This is a genomic window from Bacillus sp. FJAT-45037, from assembly GCF_002797325.1.
Taxonomy (GTDB): Bacteria; Bacillota; Bacilli; order Bacillales; family Bacillaceae_D; genus Alkalihalophilus.
On record NZ_KZ454938.1, the window covers coordinates 237257 to 257241 of the forward strand.

The 19985-nt window shown below is 39.2% G+C and carries 15 protein-coding genes; 9 read left to right on the top strand and 6 right to left on the bottom strand.

Going from position 1 to position 19985, the window contains the following annotated elements:
• Positions 1 to 152: 152 nt before the first annotated feature.
• From CDZ88_RS01040 to pdaA, 3 genes are all read left to right on the top strand, one after another.
• On the top strand, positions 153 to 1697 hold the full coding sequence (locus CDZ88_RS01040; protein WP_100371792.1) for a fumarate hydratase: 1545 nt from the start codon (positions 153 to 155) through the stop codon (positions 1695 to 1697).
• Between the two features lie 56 nt (positions 1698 to 1753).
• A complete protein-coding gene (locus CDZ88_RS01045) occupies positions 1754 to 2572 on the top strand; it encodes a hypothetical protein (protein ID WP_100371793.1) in 819 nt (272 codons plus the stop codon).
• 61 nt (positions 2573 to 2633) lie between these two features.
• The gene (gene pdaA, locus CDZ88_RS01050; protein WP_100371794.1) at positions 2634 to 3437 is read left to right on the top strand and encodes a delta-lactam-biosynthetic de-N-acetylase; all 804 of its coding nucleotides are present in this window, start codon (positions 2634 to 2636) and stop codon (positions 3435 to 3437) included.
• Positions 3438 to 3903: 466 nt separating this feature from the next.
• Here the strand turns inward: pdaA and CDZ88_RS01060 are convergent, their stop codons facing one another.
• On the bottom strand, positions 3904 to 4266 hold the full coding sequence (locus CDZ88_RS01060) for a GAF domain-containing protein (RefSeq protein WP_100371796.1): 363 nt from the start codon (positions 4264 to 4266) through the stop codon (positions 3904 to 3906).
• Between the two features lie 135 nt (positions 4267 to 4401).
• Between CDZ88_RS01060 and rlmD the strand changes: the two genes are divergently transcribed.
• Positions 4402 to 5823, top strand: coding sequence for a 23S rRNA (uracil(1939)-C(5))-methyltransferase RlmD (gene rlmD / locus CDZ88_RS01065; protein ID WP_442857076.1), 1422 nt, complete (start codon positions 4402 to 4404; stop codon positions 5821 to 5823).
• Between the two features lie 247 nt (positions 5824 to 6070).
• On the opposite strand, the gene CDZ88_RS01070 is transcribed toward rlmD, so the two are convergent.
• Positions 6071 to 8539, bottom strand: a complete 2469-nt coding sequence (locus CDZ88_RS01070; RefSeq protein WP_100371798.1) for a sensor domain-containing protein — start codon at positions 8537 to 8539, stop codon at positions 6071 to 6073.
• Positions 8540 to 9197: 658 nt separating this feature from the next.
• Between CDZ88_RS01070 and CDZ88_RS01075 the strand changes: the two genes are divergently transcribed.
• Positions 9198 to 11600, top strand: coding sequence for a penicillin acylase family protein (locus CDZ88_RS01075; RefSeq protein WP_232718513.1), 2403 nt, complete (start codon positions 9198 to 9200; stop codon positions 11598 to 11600).
• A gap of 45 nt (positions 11601 to 11645) precedes the next feature.
• Here CDZ88_RS01075 and CDZ88_RS01080 read toward each other — a convergent pair whose 3' ends face one another.
• Positions 11646 to 11918, bottom strand: coding sequence for a hypothetical protein (locus CDZ88_RS01080; RefSeq protein WP_100371799.1), 273 nt, complete (start codon positions 11916 to 11918; stop codon positions 11646 to 11648).
• A 191-nt stretch (positions 11919 to 12109) separates the two neighbouring features.
• On the opposite strand from CDZ88_RS01080, the gene CDZ88_RS01085 reads away from it, so the two are divergent.
• Positions 12110 to 13012: an aldo/keto reductase gene (locus CDZ88_RS01085; RefSeq protein ID WP_100371800.1), complete on the top strand. Its 903-nt coding sequence runs from the start codon at positions 12110 to 12112 to the stop codon at positions 13010 to 13012.
• 60 nt (positions 13013 to 13072) lie between these two features.
• Here CDZ88_RS01085 and CDZ88_RS01090 read toward each other — a convergent pair whose 3' ends face one another.
• Positions 13073 to 13828 (bottom strand): (S)-benzoin forming benzil reductase, encoded by a 756-nt coding sequence (locus tag CDZ88_RS01090; protein WP_100371801.1) that lies wholly within the window; start codon positions 13826 to 13828, stop codon positions 13073 to 13075.
• A gap of 151 nt (positions 13829 to 13979) precedes the next feature.
• Between CDZ88_RS01090 and CDZ88_RS01095 the strand changes: the two genes are divergently transcribed.
• The 3 genes from CDZ88_RS01095 to CDZ88_RS01105 all read left to right on the top strand — a co-directional run bounded on the left by CDZ88_RS01095 (position 13980) and on the right by CDZ88_RS01105 (position 18084).
• Positions 13980 to 15611 carry a M20/M25/M40 family metallo-hydrolase gene (locus CDZ88_RS01095; RefSeq protein ID WP_100371802.1) on the top strand — a complete coding sequence of 544 codons (1632 nt, stop codon included), beginning with the start codon at positions 13980 to 13982 and terminating at the stop codon, positions 15609 to 15611.
• A gap of 244 nt (positions 15612 to 15855) precedes the next feature.
• A complete protein-coding gene (locus CDZ88_RS01100) occupies positions 15856 to 17754 on the top strand; it encodes a putative bifunctional diguanylate cyclase/phosphodiesterase (RefSeq protein ID WP_100371803.1) in 1899 nt (632 codons plus the stop codon).
• A 33-nt stretch (positions 17755 to 17787) separates the two neighbouring features.
• Positions 17788 to 18084: a hypothetical protein gene (locus CDZ88_RS01105; RefSeq protein ID WP_100371804.1), complete on the top strand. Its 297-nt coding sequence runs from the start codon at positions 17788 to 17790 to the stop codon at positions 18082 to 18084.
• A gap of 67 nt (positions 18085 to 18151) precedes the next feature.
• On the opposite strand, the gene CDZ88_RS01110 is transcribed toward CDZ88_RS01105, so the two are convergent.
• Positions 18152 to 18538 (bottom strand): ectoine synthase, encoded by a 387-nt coding sequence (locus CDZ88_RS01110; RefSeq protein WP_100371805.1) that lies wholly within the window; start codon positions 18536 to 18538, stop codon positions 18152 to 18154.
• Between the two features lie 94 nt (positions 18539 to 18632).
• Positions 18633 to 19916 (bottom strand): diaminobutyrate--2-oxoglutarate transaminase, encoded by a 1284-nt coding sequence (gene ectB / locus CDZ88_RS01115; RefSeq protein ID WP_100371806.1) that lies wholly within the window; start codon positions 19914 to 19916, stop codon positions 18633 to 18635.
• Between the last annotated feature and the right edge of the window lie 69 nt (positions 19917 to 19985).

Consider the following 19985-nt stretch of genomic DNA (forward strand, 5'->3'; position numbering starts at 1 on the left):
TCAAAAAGGATCCCATCATTGGGGTCCTTTTTTTGTACGCAAAAGTAAATACATATCTGTAGACGCTTTCAATTTACACTTTCGGAATGATTGGACTAGCAGTATAATAGAGGGTGAGATCATTTAGATGAACGAAAAAGGGGTTGGCAGAAGTGGAGAAATTACAACAAAGCATGTATGAGTTAATCGTTGAAACATCTACAAATCTACCAAATGATGTACGTCGTGCGATCGCAAAAGCGAAAACGCAAGAAAATGCAGGAACGCGTGCTGCACTTTCATTATCGACGATTACAGAGAATATTGAAATGGCTGAGGAGAAGGTATCTCCGATTTGTCAGGATACTGGAATGCCTACATTTGAAGTTAAAGTTCCTGTTGGCGTTAATCAATTGGAAATAAAAAAAGCAATTCATAAAGCAATGGTACAAGCAACGGAAGATGGTAAGCTACGTCCTAACTCTGTTGATTCTTTAACAGGTAAAAATAGTGGAAACAACTTAGGTGGCGGAACACCTGTTATCCATTTTTCTCAGTGGGAAAAGGATGTTATCGATGTCCGCTTAATTTTAAAAGGAGGCGGCTGTGAGAATAAAAATATTCAATACAGCTTGCCGGCAGAATTAGAAGGACTCGGACGTGCTGGTCGTGACCTCGATGGTATTCGTAAGTGTGTTATGCACTCAGTTTACCAAGCACAAGGACAAGGCTGTAGCGCTGGATTTATCGGTGTAGGTATTGGTGGCGATCGTACGACAAGTTATTCGTTAGCGAAAGATCAGCTATTCCGCAAGGTAGATGATGTAAATCCTATAGAAGATTTACAGAAGCTTGAAGACTATGTAATGGAAAATGCGAATAAGCTTGGGATTGGGACGATGGGTTTCGGCGGAGAAGCGACATTACTTGGCTGTAAAGTCGGTGTGATGAATCGTTTACCAGCAAGTTTCTTCGTCTCTGTTGCGTATAACTGCTGGGCTTATCGCCGTCTAGGTGTAGTCTTAGATCAATCTACAGGTGACATTCAGGAATGGTTATATAAAGATGGGGAAGAAGTCGACTTAAACACCTCATCAAAAGAGATTGAAGATGCGGCCGAAGTGACAGAAGAGGCACGTGAAGTCATTCTTGAAGCCCCAATTACAGAAGAAAAAATTCGTGAGCTTAAAGTCGGTGATGTCGTTATTATTAATGGCATGATGCACACAGGACGTGACGCAATTCATCATCACTTGATGGATCACGATGCACCGATTGATTTAAATGGTCAAATTATTTATCACTGTGGTCCCGTTATGTTAAAAGACGGAGAAGGAAACTGGCATGTGAAAGCTGCGGGTCCAACGACAAGTATCCGTGAAGAGCCATACCAAGGCGATATTATGAAGAAGTTTGGTATACGTGCTGTGATGGGCAAAGGCGGAATGGGTCCCAAAACGCTCAAAGCACTAGAAGAGCACGGTGGTGTGTACTTAAATGCTATTGGGGGCGCAGCGCAATATTATGCGAACTGTATTAAAGGCGTTAAAGGTGTCGATTTGATGGAATTTGGTATTCCAGAAGCGATGTGGCATCTTGAAGTAGAAGGTTTTGCAGCGATTGTGACGATGGATTCACACGGGAACAGCCTTCATGCCGATGTTGATAAGTCATCACTTGAAAAACTAGCTGAATTTAAAGAGCCAGTATTTAAATAAAAGAAAAAAGGGTAGCGACATGCTGCCCTTTTTTATGTTAGGAGGAGGTATGAGGAGTGTCTGTTTCAAGATATCAACAAAAGCATGCGAGGAAATTTTTTCTGATCGGACATGTGATAGTAGGGATTATTATTGTTGCGATAGTTATTGGACTTAATGCTGGTTGGTCATCGAATCTATTTCAGATGATGGTTTTCTCAGGATTTATGACCTTAACTTTCTACGGAATGGGAATGCGTGCGAAGCAAATTTCCAAAATAAGTGAGGAAAAATTTGTTGAATCTGTTCCTGATACATCAATTTTAGATCAAAAACGGATTATTTTTAACCGCTCCATGAACTGGACGCTTGAATGTCATTATTTTTCCTTGCAAGGAGAAGAGCTTGCTCACATGTTTGAGAGACGCTACACGAAAGAAAAATGGTGGAAACCGCCGCTAGAGCTGCTGGGCTTACGTATGTACTTACCAGTTGAGTATCAATTTAAAATCGTTCATGATCAAACGTATACACTTAAAAAGGCTGGTGGTTGGTCAAAACCACTCGTTTTATATAGTGAAGATGGTCAAGAAGTCGGTCGCTATGAACAAATGTGGAAAGAAATTACCAAGTTAAATTTTCATATGTACAACAGAAGCGGTGATCATGTCGCTACGATGAATGGAGGCATGAGCGGAGTGGAATTCATGATCAATTCAGTCGATGAGATGCAATGGGGATATATGAGAATTGGTGGTGTCCCTGTAGAAGCAATGGAGGTATTTCAAGACGGTGGGGATATTTTTGATATTAATACAGAGCTTGATCAGGAGTCTCGCTTACTAACAATTGCTGCTCCTATTGCGATTCATACATACTACAAAATCAAGATGTAATGTACACATATTGGATGCGTAATAAGGCAAACTAAAAAAAAATGAGGGAGATTGATACAACATGATAAAAAAAGCAGCAGTCCTCATTTCTCTTTTGTTGGTCTGTTTCTGTATGTGTACGAGTAGTCTAGCCAGTGCCTATAGTACAAAAACGTACAATTGGAACTTCAACCCAAACAAAGAGAATCAGCCAACAACAACAGAATCTCATTATTTAGAATTGCTCAATCAAACAGGAGGATTCTACATTGGTGATACGACGAAGAAGGAGCTTTACCTCACATTTGATAATGGTTATGAAAATGGCTATACCGAGAAAGTGCTCGATACGCTTAAGGAAAAGGAGGTTCCGGGTGCTTTCTTTATCACAGGACATTACTTAGAATCCGCACCAGAACTTGTTAAACGTATGGTGGATGAAGGTCATATTGTCGGTAATCACTCGTGGCATCATCCAAGTTTACCTGAAGTTGGCGATGGACGATTGATGGATGAACTGACAAAAGTGAAGCAGCGTTTCACAGAATTAACAGGAGTAGAGGAAATGAATTACTTACGCCCGCCAAGAGGTCAGTTCAGCGAACGTTCTTTAACTCTCTCTGCTAAACTCGGTTATACGAATGTGTTCTGGTCGATGGCTTATAAAGATTGGGAAGTAGATAAGCAGCGTGGCGGACAATATGCGTACGATCAAATTATGGCGCGGATCCACCCAGGCGCGATCATGCTCATACACTCCGTATCAAGTGATAATGCAGAAGCGCTCCCTAAAGTAATAGACGATGCACGAGCACAAGGCTATACATTCAAAAGCCTCGACGAATACATGTTCCAAAAACAAATAAAAACACTCCCATTTCCATAAAGAAAAGCGGAGGTTGCTGCTTAGAGGCGTGATGCAAATGTTCTGGTCGATTAAAAGCGCATTTTGCTTTTACATCTGGCAGGTTATTTGACCACGAGCCTCTAGGAACCGCAGCTAGACAAGAAAAGCGGAGGCGAATGGGTTGGGATGCGGGAAAACTAGGGGGAGCGATAAGAAGTCGCTCTTTGACTTCGTTCGATTCACCGGTTTTACCCGCAAACCAAGGAGCCGTAGCTAGACATAAAGAAAAGCGGAAGGGCTCGTTTAGCGACGACTTGTCTGGGGTGCAGAGGTATTTTTCCATTATTTTACTGCGTTTGCGCGAAAATGAGGAAAAGTTGCGCGAAAATGATAATATTTCGCGCAGAATGGTCAAACATTTGCGCAGAAACGGGTTCAATTCGCGCGTAACCTCATTAAAATAGAAAAAAACCACCCGTCTACCTCATTCAGACGGGTGGTTTGCTTAGCTGGCTAAGCTCTCTTGACCAATTGCAGACGCAATTGTTTCTAAAGTAGATACATCTGTGACGTCAAATGCAATCGGTTGGCGACTGCGTACAATCATCATCCCTGTCTCTTCATTAGCACCATTTTTAATGGGGAATTTTAATTCGCCGTTGCACTCCCATTTTAAATCATCCTCTAAACATGAAGCGGCAACAAGCTTATGATTTAAGTTTTCGTACATATAAATTCCTACCCAATCAATATAGGGCACTTGTTCTACGAGGCTTTCTACAGTCTTATCAAAGATCGATTGTAGACTCTCACGCTTATAGACATGCGCCATAATTTGTAACGATGCAACATCTGTTGGTATGGACACTAAAAATCTCTCCCCTGCAATGTGATTCCTTTATTCATTCTATCAGACAAGATGCATCCTGCGACCTAGTAAGTTTAGGAAGATATGCGTATACATGCTATAATAGGAGCGCAAAAGAGGACGGAGCTGATATCTTTGAAACAACCCTATAAACAGAAAAAAACAAACAAACCGACCGAACAGCAGTCAGTACAAGTGACAGTCGGTCAGCAAATGCCATTAACAATTAAGCGTCTTGGTATTAACGGTGAAGGAGTCGGCTATTTTAAACGGAAAGTCGTCTTTGTTCCTGGTGCTTTACCTAATGAAGAGATTGTGGCAGAAGTTACAAAGACTGGTGCTCGATTTACTGAGGCAAAAATTGTGAAAATCCGTAAGCGATCAAAAGAACGCATTGAGCCACCTTGTCCGATCTATGATGAATGTGGAGGTTGCCAGCTTCAACATATGGAATACAACGCGACGTTACGCGAAAAACAAGATATCGTTCGACAAGCCTTTGAACGTCATACTGATTTAGATATGAATAAAATTAAGATTCAACCAACAATTGGAATGGACGATCCGTGGTACTATCGTAATAAAAGTCAGCTGCAAGTGGCGAAAAAAGGTGGTCGAGTCATCGCTGGATTGTATGCGATGAACTCACACAAGCTAATCGATCTATCTGCCTGTATGGTGCAGCATAAAGCGACAAATCGAGTAACCCGAGTGATGAAGCAAATTCTCGGTGACCTAAATATTTCGATTTATGACGAACGGAAACACCAAGGTCTCATCCGTACAATTGTTACGCGTGTTGGTTTCCAAACAGGACAAGTTCAAGTCGTTCTTGTGACAAATGAAGAGTCAATCCCAAGACAAGATGTTTTACTAGACGAAATCAAAAAACGGTTACCAGAAGTCAATTCAGTTATGCAAAATATTAATGGTAAAAAAACATCTCTTATTTTTGGAGAGGAAACGGTTCATCTTGACGGAGAAGAAGTGATCGAAGAAAAGCTAGGCGATATTTCATTTGAATTATCTGCTCGAGCATTCTTCCAGCTGAATCCGATTCAAACGGTGAAGCTCTATAATGAAGCAAAACGAGCAGCTAAGCTTACTGGAACAGAAAAAATCGTTGATGCATATTGCGGTGTAGGTACGATCGGATTATGGTTAGCAGATGGCGCATCAGAGATCCGCGGAATGGATGTCATTGAAGAGTCAATAATTGATGCCCGTGTCAACGCAGACAACCATGGTTACAAACACGCGACATACGAAGTAGGAACCGCAGAAGAATGGTTACCTAAATGGGTCAAACAAGGATGGAAGCCCGACGTTGTCGTGGTTGATCCGCCAAGAACAGGTTGTGATGAGAAATTAATTCAAACCATTATCGATGTCAAACCTAAACGCATCGTCTACGTGTCCTGCAACCCATCTACTTTAGCTAAAGACATCGAGCAGCTAAGGAAGAAAGGGTACAAAGTAGAGAACGTGCAGCCGGTCGATATGTTTCCTTGGACTGCGCAAGTGGAGAGTGTGACGACGTTGGAGTTTAAATTGTAACTAAAAAATAGAGATCACCACCAAAATTTGTAAAATAAAGCATAATAAAAGAGAAAGATTTTGCAGTATCCTGACAATAGTGTTAGCCACCACACAAACATTCAGAAGATCTGCAAATGCTTTCTCTATCACTAGAGGTGCCAGAGTTCAATGTTCTTAAACAGGTAAATCATGAATCTTATCAAGTAAAGCATGCACATAAAATTACTTGGTCACTTTAATGAACATATCTTAGTTTACTATTTTTTTAATAGGAATTGATAATTTCTGGTATTTTTTCAGGATCAATCGGTTTGCTAAAATAATATCCTTGAAGGAGATCACACTGGTATTTTTTTAAGAAGTTAATCTGTTCCTTGGTTTCGATTCCCACAGCAATAACTTTAAGATTTAGATTATGCCCTAATGTAATAATGGTTGTTATAATGTCTCGATCACCATCATCAATGTTGAGATCCTTTACAAAAGATTGATCAATTTTTATATGGTCAATTGGAAAGCGTCTAAGGGAATTTAAAGAACTATACCCAGTACCGAAATCATCAATTGCAATTTTAACTCCAATTTTCTTTAATTCACTAAGGATACTTGCAGCAGTCTCAGCATGCATGGATATGGATTCTGTAATTTCTAATTCAAGATATTGTGGATCGAGTTCTGTCTCTTTTAAAATCGAAGCAACATTTTTAATGAAATCTGTTTGATAAAATTGAAGCATAGATAAATTAACCGATACAACTAAAGGTGGTAGCCCTAATCTTTGCCATTCCTTGTTCTGTTTACAAGCACTTCTTAAGACCCACTCCCCAATGGGAACAATTAATCCTGTTTCCTCTGCAATAGTGATAAAATCCTCAGGTGGTATTGTTCCTAATTCTTTGTTATTCCAACGAATCAACGCTTCAACTCCATATAAGGTATTATTTTTTGAATGAAATTGGGGTTGATATTTTAGGGTGAATTCTTGACGTTCTACTGCTTTGTGAAGTAGAGTTTCAATTTTTAAACTACCATTTGTTATGCATTGAATTTGATTACTATATAATTGAAAATTGTTTCTTCCCTGCTGCTTAGCATGGTACATCGCTTGGTCAGCTTTTTTAATTAGAGTTTTGATATCATCACCATGGGTCGGATAAAGACTAACTCCAACACTTACGGTAATAACGGCTTCAAACCCTTCTAAGTCATAAGGTATAGGTATATTATCAACAATTGACTGGGTAAGAAGTAAAGTTTGTTCTTCACTTATATTTTCTAGTAAAATAATGAATTCATCCCCACCATAACGAAAAATAGTACCCTTATTTCCAACACACTCTGTCAAGCGGGTTGAGACTTTTTGCAGAAGAAGATCCCCCATATCGTGACCTAAATAATCATTGATAGATTTGAAACGGTCCAGATCTAGGAATAAAATAGAGACAGTACCGTCATTTGTTTGTGCCTTATTGAAAGCTTGAATCGAACGATTTTGGAACCAATGTTGATTAGGTAAGCCTGTAAGAAGGTCATGATAAGCCATGTGACTAACTTTTTTTTCCATTTCCTTTTTTTCTGAGATATCTTTGCCAATACAATGGATTCCAGTGATTTTATTTTCAATATAAATTGGAATTAGTGTGATATGAAGATATATTCGTTCCCCTTGTTTGTTGAATATGGATGTTTCATATTGATGAGGCTGCCCTTGTATAGCTGTGTGAAAATGTGCCAAGGTTCTTTCTCTTTCTTCGGGCACGATAAAAGGTAAAAAGGAATTCCCTGCAAGGTCATCTGCACGATAGCCCATTAGTTTTTCAGTTGCGGAGTTGACATTTAGAAAGTTCCCTTTTAAATCAAAAGTTAAAACAGCATCTATGTTATGTTCAAAAAGAGCTCTATACTTTTGTTCACTTTCTTTCAAACACTTTTTAGTGTAATTTTGCATAGTGATATCTCTTGCAATTCCTATAACACCAATAATTTGGTCCTGCAACATAATAGGAACAGCTGTAATGTATACTTCAATCTTTTGTCCATCTTTGTTAAGAATGGTGGTTTCAAATGAAACGGTATTACCATATAATACTTGTTGAAAGTACTTCTGAGTTAAGCCCAAATTTCTTGGCGTAATCAGCGATACGTAAGACATATTAGCTAAGTTATTTATTGAATAATTTAAAACCTTTTCGCCAGCTGGGTTTATATTAATAAATTTCCCTTCTGGATTAAGTGAAAAGATTATATCTGGATTGTATTTAAAAAGAGATTCGAATTGTTTAAGCGTTTTCTCTAACAGGAGCTCTGATTCTTTTCTCGAAGTAATATCTTGAACTGTTGATAGAATATACTTTTTATTCTTAGACAAAGTGATAATACGACTACTAATCTTAACAGGCACCCTCGTTCCCGTTTGGGTGATATGAGTGAACTCAGTTGTTACTAGTTTGCCATTTAGAAGTTGGTTGAGTTCTTCCGTAAGACAAGTTAATAAATTCAAATCTACAATTTCTAAAGGTGAGAGATTTAAAAATTCCTTTCTACTATATCCTAATTGGTCGAGTGCTGCTTTATTTACTTCTTCAAAGCGTTTTATTGTTAAATCTTCATTTAAAGAAGTAATATAAAGAGCCTCATTGATGTTTTGAATAATTGTATAAAAGTCCTGTGTTGAGCATTTATCATTCCATAATGAAGTAGGATTATCATCAATCTTCATTTGATTTGAGTTCATTAGCCATTCTCACCTTACTATCTTTTTTTATTTATGTTTCTAGAAACTATATCCTTTTTTTTCGCGAAAAAAGAAGCGGTTTATTTTTTTTTATTACTATTAAATGGTTGTTATGATATCTCTATTTTTATGGATATTTATACTCATTCATAATAATCTAGTAAATAAATTATACCAAATAGTTACAATGAAAACTAGTTCTCGACAACATCGAATCCTATGGACTACTAGTTCCTAGGAATAAATTCGCACCATATAGAAACTCGTTATCGGAATCGATATTGCAAGTGGATTCGTTACTCTTGCTTTGTAGATAACCGCGGACGAGAGCCTTGAAAGTCTTTCTCTTTTACGCAGTCTCAAGACGGATTCAAGCAGTTTTATCAACGCATTCTTACAGAAAAAAGTTGAACTTAACAAGTGTGAAATGTGGGTAAAAGGAAGAGATTATTTTAACTGTGCGCCGTGGAATGAAGGGTGACAATTTCACTTAAGAGGATCATTGTAGAAATAAAATGGAGATAAGAGGGAAGTTCAAACGACGTGATTGTGTTCTTTTTGTATGTAAAAAAACCTCGACCCTGTCCTACCAAAAAAGAGGGTTTACCGACTTGTTCTCGGAATATGTATAGTATAAAAGAATGAGGGGGGATTCATTTTGGCGACTGAACCTAGTATTGACCATGTGCCAATAAAGAGAAAGAGGCGTTGGACGAGAGTGCTCTTTTGGGTGCTTACGGGTTTAATTGTACTGTTGATAGGAACAGGGAGTTGGCTTTATCTCCAAGTTACAAAACCTTTACCTGTTATCGAAGGGGAAGTGACCTTATCTTCGTTAGAGAATCCTGTTTCAGTTTGGCGTGACGCGGAAGGTGTTCCACATATTGAAGCACTAAATGATCGAGATTTGTATATGGCACAAGGTTATGTAACAGCTCAGGACCGATTGTTTCAGATGGACTTAAGTAGAAGACAAGCATCAGGAATGTTAAGTGAAGTTGTCGGTGCGGCAGCATTAGAGCGAGATCAGTTTTTTAGAACGTTTGGGCTTAGGAGAGCTGCTGAGGCATCGGTTGAGATGTATTCAGATGAAGCTAAGGAAGCACTAGAGGCTTATGCGATCGGTGTAAATACCTTTATGAATGAAGCGGTTGAAAATGGCGAGCTGCCAGTAGAGTTTCGCATCCTTGGCTATGAACCTACGGAATGGACGGCCACAGATTCCTTGACGATTGGAAAATTCATGGCTTTTGATTTAGGTGGGCATTGGGAAGGGCAGGCGTTTCGCTATTATTTAGCGCAAAACTTTACAGAAGAAGAAGCGTTAGAATTGTTTCCGAGTTACCCAGAAGACGGGGCTCTCGTTATTGAAGAGCTCAAAGCATATGAATTAGACATCACAAATAAATTTGTAAACGCTGTCATACCTGACCCTTTTAACGGAAGTAATAACTGGGTATTAAGTGGAGAGAAGACAGAAAGTGGGATGCCGTTGCTTGCTGATGATCCACACCTAAGTCTGGCTACTCCGTCCATTTGGTATGAGGCTCATCTTGTTTCTCCAGAACAAAATGTGAACGGAGTGATTTTTGCGGGCATTCCTGGAATTATTTTGGGACATAATGAAGATATTGCGTGGGGTGTGACGAATGTTGGACCTGATGTTCAGGACATTTATATCGAAAGGCGCCACGTTGATGATCCATACTTGTTTGAGTACATGGGGGAGTGGGAGGAAGCAACCATTCATCATGAGACGATCAAAATAAAAGACGAGGAAGATCTTGCTTATGAGGTTGTTGAAACGAGACATGGTCCAATTATTTCTGAATTTGCACATAATACGAATGAGGAGTATGCACTCGCGCTTAGATGGACGGCGCATTTGCCCTCACCAGAGCTTGAGGCGGTGCTGAAATTTAATAAGGCATCAGATTGGGAGACGTTTAAAGATGCGCTCGAATCGTTCCATACTCCTGCGCAAAACTTTGTGTTCGCAGCAACTGATGGAACAATTGCTTATCGCGCGAATGGATTAATCCCTATCCGAAGTAAAGGAGATAGTTCTGTTCCTGTTCCTGGATGGACCGGAGAGTATGAGTGGGAAGGCTTTATTCCTTGGGATGAACTTCCGACGATTGTCAATCCAGAAGAGGGATTTATTTCTACGGCAAATAATAAAATTGTCGATGAGGATTATCCTTATCACATCACACATACGTGGGCACAGCCATTTAGGCAGCAACGGATTATTGATGTGTTAAAAGAAGGGAATTCATTTACAACCGATGAGATGAAAAATTTGCAAAATGATATCCATAACTTGCAAGCGCAAGAAATGTTACCTATCCTATTTGAAATGATGGGAGAAATTGATGGGGAGAGCGAGTCAGTGGATGAAGCGCTCATGATCTTACGAGATTGGGACTACACCGATCATAAAGACTTAGCTGCGCCACTTATCTTTCATTTATGGATGCTAGCCATTTCAGATGAGATGTTTACAGAGCGTATTGATGAGTCGATGATGGATCTATTTGATAATCGTGCAAGTGCGGTTGATGAAATTTTACGACGAGTCAGTCGTGGTGAGTCGAGTGTGTGGGTTGATACACAAGGGGGAATTGAGACATTGCTCGAGAATTCGTTCTACCATACAATTGAACGTATTATTGATCTTCAAGGGGCTGACACGAGTGATTGGAATTGGGGAGAGTTTCATTCGATTGAATTTGCTCATCCACTATCGAGTGTATGGCCAATGAATTACTTATTTAATGAGAAACCAACACCAGTTAGTGGAAGTCGAGTGACGGTCATGGCTGCAGGATGGGATGCAGAGACTGGACGAGTAACACATGGAGCAGGCTGGAGAGGGGTTATGGACCTTGCTGATCTGTCTGTAAGTTATCATGTTGTTGGACCAGGACAGTCTGGGAATGTTAGAAGTCCGTGGTATCATAATCAGATTGAAGACTGGACATCAGCGAAGTATCACAAAACACTACGAATTCCAGAAGAATACCAGGCAAACAGTAAACAACTGATTCTGACACCATAAGAGAAGAGACCTCCGTAATATCAAATGGAGGTCTCTTGCTTTTTATTAAACGTTCGTCTCGTGTTGGATGACGACTTGCTTTTGGTTGAGCTCTTCTGCTTGCCTATAAGCATCAATCATTCCCCAAACCCACATTAATGGATAGGTAATGAAACCAATCAGTATAATAAAGAGAAGTACGTTAATAAATTGTATAATCATAAATAAAATTCCTTTGCCGATTTGGCCGTTGTAAATCTGTCCAAGGCCGCACCATAGAGCACTCAATACTGCCGCAAGACCAGCATTTTTAAGTGGTTGTACTAGTTGTTTCGACATTTCACTAGTTGCTCCTTTCGTATGAATAAATACATTACTATATTAATGTATAACGGCTAATAAAGTACCACATATTAAATTCTATGTCAAAATCATACTTTATGTTCAATTGGAGCTTAGAGGGTTATTGTTTGTCTTCCTTAGATGTGGCGCTATAATTAAGTTATAAAGAAACTGGAGGGATTCAAAATATGGAGCGTATGCAACTAACCGAAGAACTATCATTTTCTCGATTTGTTCACGGATTATGGAGACTGTCGGATTGGAATCTATCAAAAGAGAAAACGCTGTCGTTAATGACCGAAGCATATGAACAAGGGATCACGACATTTGATCATGCCGACATTTATGGAGGATATACATGTGAGGAACGTTTTGGGGAAGCTTTAGCCTTAAACCCGTCTTTCCGTGAAAAGATTGAAATCGTTACAAAGTGTGGGATCGTACTCGAATCATCGAATCGCCCATTACATAAATCACACCACTATAATACATCGAAAGCACATATTATTGATTCGGTTGAACGTTCACTGCAGAGTCTACATACAGACTATATTGACGTTCTCCTTATCCATCGTCCTGATCCAATGATGGACCCGACTGAAGTAGCAGAAGCCTTTAGAACGTTAAAGTCAGATGGTAAAGTACGTGCATTCGGTGTGTCAAACTTTAAAGATCATCAACTTAATATGCTTCAATCGTATGTAGACGATAAGTTAATCACAAACCAAATTGAAGTATCGCCTTACGAGTTAGAAAACGTAGACGATGGTACATTAAATCATTGTTTAGAAAATCGTATTGCTCCAATGGCATGGTCACCACTAGCTGGTGGAAGGCTGTTTACGGGAGAAGATGAGAAAAGCATTCGCTTACGTGAGACGTTAACGAAAGTTAGCAAGGAGATTGAAGCGAATTCAATCGATCAAGTCGCCTACGCTTGGATCTTAAACCACCCAGCTAAAATTATGCCGATTATTGGTTCTGGTAATATCGAAAGAATAAAAGGTGCTCTTGCTTCAAGCGAACTTGAGCTTTCCTTAGATCAATGGTTTGAAATTTTACACAGCTCTATGGGACATGATGTGCCATAAGGTTGAAAGCTTTAGCCCTTCAAAGGGATCTGCCACAGATCCCTTTGAAGGGCTTTATTTTTATAAATAATCTTGTACACTGACGATTTCTCCATTTGGAAAATCGTCTGCTGACAGTAAATCAACGATGACATTTGCAACAGTTGCTGGTGGTAAAAGCTTGCCGGTTTTTTTGTATTCTTTAAATGTTTCAACGTTGATGAAATCTTCCTTATCGGTTGAACGAATCTCTGCTTGCATGTTGGTATCCATAATTCCTGGAGCAAATGAGATCACTTGAACCGGGTGAATCGTTTCTTGTTGGTCAACGGCTACCCCTTGGCTAAAGAGGTCAAGTCCAGCTTTAGCACTCCCATATTGACTCCAACCATAAATTGGACGTTTGGCTGCACCTGAGGAAATGTTAATAATTTTTTTGTCGATTGATAGGTTTGCTACCTTTTCACAAAATGAAGATGTGAGGAGCATAGGGGCAAGTAAGTTCACATGGTGATTTTTAATCATCTCCTCATGTGAGCATCTTTCGATTGGTTTAACCGGTGCTAGCAAGCCAGCGTTGTTAATGAGGTGGATGGAAGTGGCATGACTTAGATCAATTGATTCAAAGACGTTGTCTACTAATGAAGCGATTTGGTCAATGTTACTTAGATCAAGCATCATCTGGGTATGTGTTGCGCCTTTTTCTTGAACGGTTTGAGATAAAGAATGGTTTTCTGTACGAGAGATACTAATAATGTGAGCATTCTTCTTTGCGTAAGCTTTGACAATTTCAGCTCCGAGTCCTTTAGAAGCCCCGGTAATAATTAAGTAATTCACTGTCTCATCTCCTTTTAAGATTAAAGTGTTCATCCTGTAGTTTAGCATAATCACTCGCCAGAAGATCGAGTTGCGCATATAAAAGTAAGAATAGTTGTGTTATTCTGATAGATATAATCATTGATATTCTAACAGTAAATGAGGTGAGCGGATGAAAGGGCTTTGGGGGAACTCTACAGCATTAGTCGACTTACTAAAAGTGCTTGTGTCCGTACCAAGTATCGTCGGTACCAATGGCGAGGTGGTAATGGGTGAAAAAATTATTTCCTTGATAAAAGAAATCGATTATTTTAAGGAGAATCCAGACCAAGTAGTGCAAATGAAGATTAAAAATGATCAATGGGGTCGATTCTCTGTTGCGGCTGTATATGAAGGGAATCCATCTGACAATCGCGCCTATGTACTATTAAGCCACTTTGATGTCGTCGGTATTGATGATTTTGGTCAACATAAGTACTTAGCTTTTGACTGTGATCGTTATACAGAGCAAATGCAAAAGGAGACCGTTGCAGAAGACGTCGCTAAAGACGTCAAGAGCGGGGATTGGCTATTCGGTCGCGGCGTGATGGATATGAAAGCAGGCCTTGCAATTCAAATGGCGATAATGGCTGATGCGATTGCAGAAGAGAAGAAGATTAATATTATTCTTCTTGCGACACCTGATGAAGAGCGGAACTCAGAAGGAATGCTAGCAAGTGTTGAGTGGTTGGCGGAGTGGAAGAGACGACATCAATATGAAGAGATGATTGGCATCTGTTCAGAACCAAGTTTTACGAGCTTCCCTGGTGATGAAGCGAAGTATATTTACACGGGTTCCGTTGGGAAAATGCTTCCGCTCGTCTGCGCAGTAGGACGTGAGACTCATGTAGGTGAACCACTTGCAGGTGTGAATGCATCATGGATGATCTCAGAGGTCGTTTGTGAGATGGAGCTCTCTGATCGTTTCGTTGAAGAGGAAGATGGGGACCTCGTTCCGCCCCCAACGGTCCTTCGACTAAGTGACCTAAAATATGAATACAATGTGCAAACACCGACATTTGCTTATGCAACATTTAATGTTCTTACCTACAAAAAAAATGCCCAAGAAGTATTAGATGAGATCGGTAAAACGCTTAAATTCTGTACAGAAACTATTCATCAACGACTAACGGATCGTTACAAAACGTATCAAGTCGAGCAAGAAATACCTGCTGTTTCCATTTATTCGTTTGGTGAGTTAAGAGATCGAGGAGTAGAGCGGAATGGAAAATCTTTTTTGAATCGGTTAGAAAACGTGGCGAAGCGTGTAGAGGGAGAAGGAGGGGATACGAGAGATGTGACCATTGCTTTAGCGAGAGAATTAGGGGATTCTTTCTCAGAGTTGGCACCATTTTATGTCATGATGTTCGCACCACCCTATTACCCAGCTGTGAGTCTAAGGAAGAATGATCCAATCGAGTCAAAGCTTCTATTAGACATGAGTTCGCTTCAGAAATGGACAGAAGAACAGTTCAGTGAAAAAATTATAGAAAAGCGATATTTTCCTGGTCTTTCCGATGTAAGCTATGGAAAAATCGAACAACCTGATGAGGTAAGGGAAACATTAGAAAGAAATATGCCAACCCTGTTTAAAGGGTATGAACTGCCCCTCGCATCGATGCAGCAATTAAATATGCCTACCGTTAATATCGGACCGTATGGAAAAGATGCGCATAAGCGTACGGAACGGCTCCACTTACCGTTTTTTACAAATGTTGCACCAGCGATGTTAAAACAATTTATTGATAAATCTTCAAAGGGATAAGGGTTAGATGTAATAAACGGAGGAGCTGAATTTACAAGAGCTGCTCCTTGTTTTTGTTATATGGTCATAATGAATTCGATCTCATTTTTCCTTAATCGTCATAAAAGAAGGTGAGTTATTGAATAAATTTTGTAAATAGGTTAATTTTCCTATTTAATACTCACTATTTGATTGGAAAAACTGTTATATTAGAGGTAGAAAAGTAGAAAAAAGAGTTTTATATTTCTATGAAGAGGGTAGATAGATGAGTTTACTAACGAGAAAACTTCCAACTACGAAATGGTTATATCTATTATGTGGATGTATATTTTTATTACTTAGCACTAATATTTTATATTTTATGAGCAACTTCATCAACGCCACTTTAGCACTCGTTTTAAACTTGATCTATATCGTTTTAATTATCCCGATGATCATGCTAATTAAAGTTCAAATAAGAAAAACAGAAAGAGCGACCGAGCAATTAAGTACACTCTATCAATCCATTGATGGTGTATTGTGGGTGAAAGATATTAAGAGCGGACAAATCTTGAATCTATCAAGTAAGGTAGAAGAGATCTCTGGTTACTCTCATGAGGAATTAAAAGATTCCCCTGAAGACTGGTATGACTTGATTATTCCAGAAGACCGTCCCTATCCTACAAAGCAAGAATGGTTAGAAAAGTTAAAAGATGGACGGGAGAAGGTCTTCCAATACAGAATATATACGAAATATCAAGAAGTACGTTGGGTGAAAGATCATGTGTACCCGATTTACGCAGAAAACGGAGAGTTGGTCCAAATCGGTGGAATGTTATCTGATATCACAGCGGAAAAGGGAGCAGATTCTCAACTTAATTTCTTACTTCTGCATGATTCAGTGACGCAGCTTCCTAATTATCAGGCATTTGATCGTCAACTCATGAAATTAACAACGAGTAAAAGTGAGCCTTTTGTGCTACTTGTATTAAAGCTTAGTCGATTAAACATGATTAGAGAACAGGTTAGTCATCAACTTGCTGATCAAATTCTTGATGAGTTAATGAGCAGATTTAGACCGTTAATGAACAATCAATTGTTTGTAGCTAGACTGAGTGATAGTCGGTTTGCTGTTATCGATTATCAAGTAAGGCCAAAATCTGAAATAGTTCGTTTGATGAATTTGATTACAGAGAAGCTTGAACATCCTATTAACATTGATCAATATGAATTCTTCTTAAATGTTCATATGGGGATTACGCACTATCCTAAAGATGGCCAGGGGCGTGAAGAGTTAGAGAATAAAACCCATGCTGCGATGGATTACGCTCGGGAGAATCAAATCTCTTACGCTTTTTATCAAGAAAAAATGATGACAAAAACACGAGAAACAATGAAACTAGAGGCTGATCTTAGAAAAGCGCTAGAAAAAGATGAGCTGCTTCTTTACTATCAACCGAAAGTTCATGTTGAGAGTGGAAATGTTCAGGGGGTTGAAGCCCTACTGCGATGGAGACGAACAAATGGAGATATTATTTCTCCAGCGGTGTTTATTCCGTTAGCCGAAAAAACAGGAACCATTCTACCAATAGGAGAATGGGTCATAAAGGAAGCTTGTTTCCAACTGAAAGAGTGGAATGATCAAGGAATGATGATTCCACATGTCTCTGTGAACCTATCTAAGATTCAATTATTTCAACATAATTTCGTCGGGGTTATTGAACGGATTATTGAAGAAAGTGAGATTGAGCCACATCAACTAGAGCTTGAAGTAACTGAGAGTATGGCGATTGGTGAGGTTAGGGCTAGAAAGATTCTTCTGCAAATTAAAGAACTTGGAGTTCGAGTAAGTATTGATGATTTTGGTACTGGATATAGCTCGTTGAACCAGCTCAGACATTTGCCGATCGATGTCATTAAAATAGACCGTTCGTTTGTTAATGAGTTAGTTCAAGACAAAAAAGCTGAAGCGATGATTAAAACCCTCATATTAATGTCTAAGCATCTCAATTTAGATGTAGTTGTTGAAGGGGTCGAAACGTTCGAGCAGTTACAACTACTAGTGGGTGATCAGACACCAATTATTCAAGGGTACTTATTCAGTGAACCAGTTCCGGCAAATGAACTTCTAAACACTAAGATTAGTATTAAAAGTAAAGCAATGCGAGACCATTTAAATGTTTAAATGATCGTTTAAATGGTAGAAAGGCGGAGTGACATGAATCTATATAAAGCGCATGTTGTTCATCCACACACACAAATCCCTCTGATCATTTATTTTAATGAGAGAGATGGATTTGTCACATTTGAAAAAGATGAGGATGTATTGAGCATCCTCTTAGAGTTAAAGGTGGATATTGCCCAGGATGAATACTTCCTTACAAATTTAGAAAAAGTTTCATCGATTTGCTTAACGCAGTATCCAGTTGATAACTTAGAAGCTGTTATGGGTTTTTTGGATGAGGTTGGCATTAATGTGGAAGAGATCAATTTTAAGCAAGTGTTAATTCATTAATAAACGAAAAGCCGTCTACTGAGCAGGAGCTCAGTAGACGGCTTTTTAAATGAGTTTATTGAAAATATTAATCTTCGACAATCGGGTATACACCGTTCTCATCATGTGTTTCTGTTCCAGTAATTGGAGGGTTGAATACACAAACCATACGCATATCTGTCTTTGCACGGAGAAGGTGCTCATCGTATTTATCAAGAGCATAAATTTCGTCTTTATTAATTGGCCATACTTTATTGTCTTTAAGCGTTTCTACTTCACCTTCACCTTCGATGCAATAAACAGCTTCTAAGTGATTTTGATACCAAATATGTGTCTCTGTTCCTGCTTTAATGGTTGTGTCGTGAACAGAGTAGCCCATACCATCTTTCTTTAATAGCAAACGACGGCTCGTCCAATTTTCACCTTTTACTTCTTGATCTGTACCAATGATGTCTTTAAGTGCTACTACTTTCATCGTTAAAAACCTCCAGTAAGTTAGTTGAAAATTAATTAATTGAGTAAGTAGGGGGGCAGTAGGATACTGCGCCCTCTACATTTTTAAAATAATATTACGATGTTACAGGTTCAGCAGCTTCCAGAACTGTTTTTACACTTGCTTCAATAATGTCAAAACCAGCTTCAAGTCCCGCATCATCAATAATGAGTGGAGGGAAGAGCTTAAATACTTCATCTTTTGGTCCTGATGTTTCCATAATTAATCCACGCTCAAATGCTTGAGCAGCGATTTTACCTGATAACCCTTCAACTTCTGAGGCAATTCCGACCATATAGCCACGACCACGAACTTCCCCTTTAATTTCTGGATATTTCTCAGTTAGACTCTCCAGGAACTTTATAATACGTTTTGATTTTTCTTGAATATTCTTTTCGAATGCTGGATCCCTCCAGTAGTCAAGCGCGGCAGTTGCCGTTACGAAGGCATGGTTGTTGCCACGGAATGTACCGTTATGCTCACCAGGTTCCCAAATATCAAGATCAGGTCGGATCAATGTGATGGCGAGTGGCAAACCATATCCACCAATTGACTTAGACATACACACGATATCAGGTTTAATACCTGCTTCTTCAAAACTGAAGAATGTACCCGTACGTCCTACACCAGCTTGCACATCATCAACTATGAGTATAATTCCCCAACGTTTACAAATTTGTTCGATACGTTGTAACCATTCGATTCGAGCAGCGTTAATACCACCTTCACCTTGGACTGTCTCGAGGATCATTGCAGCAGGGATAGCCACACCACTACCACTATCTTCTAAAAAGCGTTCGAGATACTCCAGAGTGTCGAGTTCTTCGTTAACAAAGCTGTCATAAGGCATTGTTACTACATTTTGTAATGGAATTCCAGCACCCTTACGTTTAAATGAATTTCCTGTTACAGAAAGGGCACCAATAGTCATGCCGTGGAAACCATTTGTGAAGCTAAGAATATCTGTACGTCCAGTTACTTTTCGAGCGAGTTTCAACGCGCTTTCTACTGTGTTTGTACCAGTAGGTCCTGGGAACATTATTTTGTATTCTAATTGACGTGGCTTTAAGATAACGTCGTTAAACGTTGTTAAAAATTCTGCTTTAGGCACAGTAGCCATATCTAATGAGTGGGTAATGCCATCTTGCATAATATACTCAACTAGTTTTTCTTTCATCTTGTCATCATTATGGCCATAGTTAAGGGCACCAGCGCCTGAGAAGAAATCTAAATACTCCTTACCAGATTCATCCCACATTTTGTATCCTTTTGCTTTGGTGAATACAGTAGGGAAACTGCGGCAATAACTTCTTACCTCGGATTCTAATTGAGAAAATATATTCATATCAGTTTTACTCATCTAACATTCTCCTCCTTGGTTACATTCACTCATACTATACTTGGTATGGGTATTCGGAAAGGTCACAAC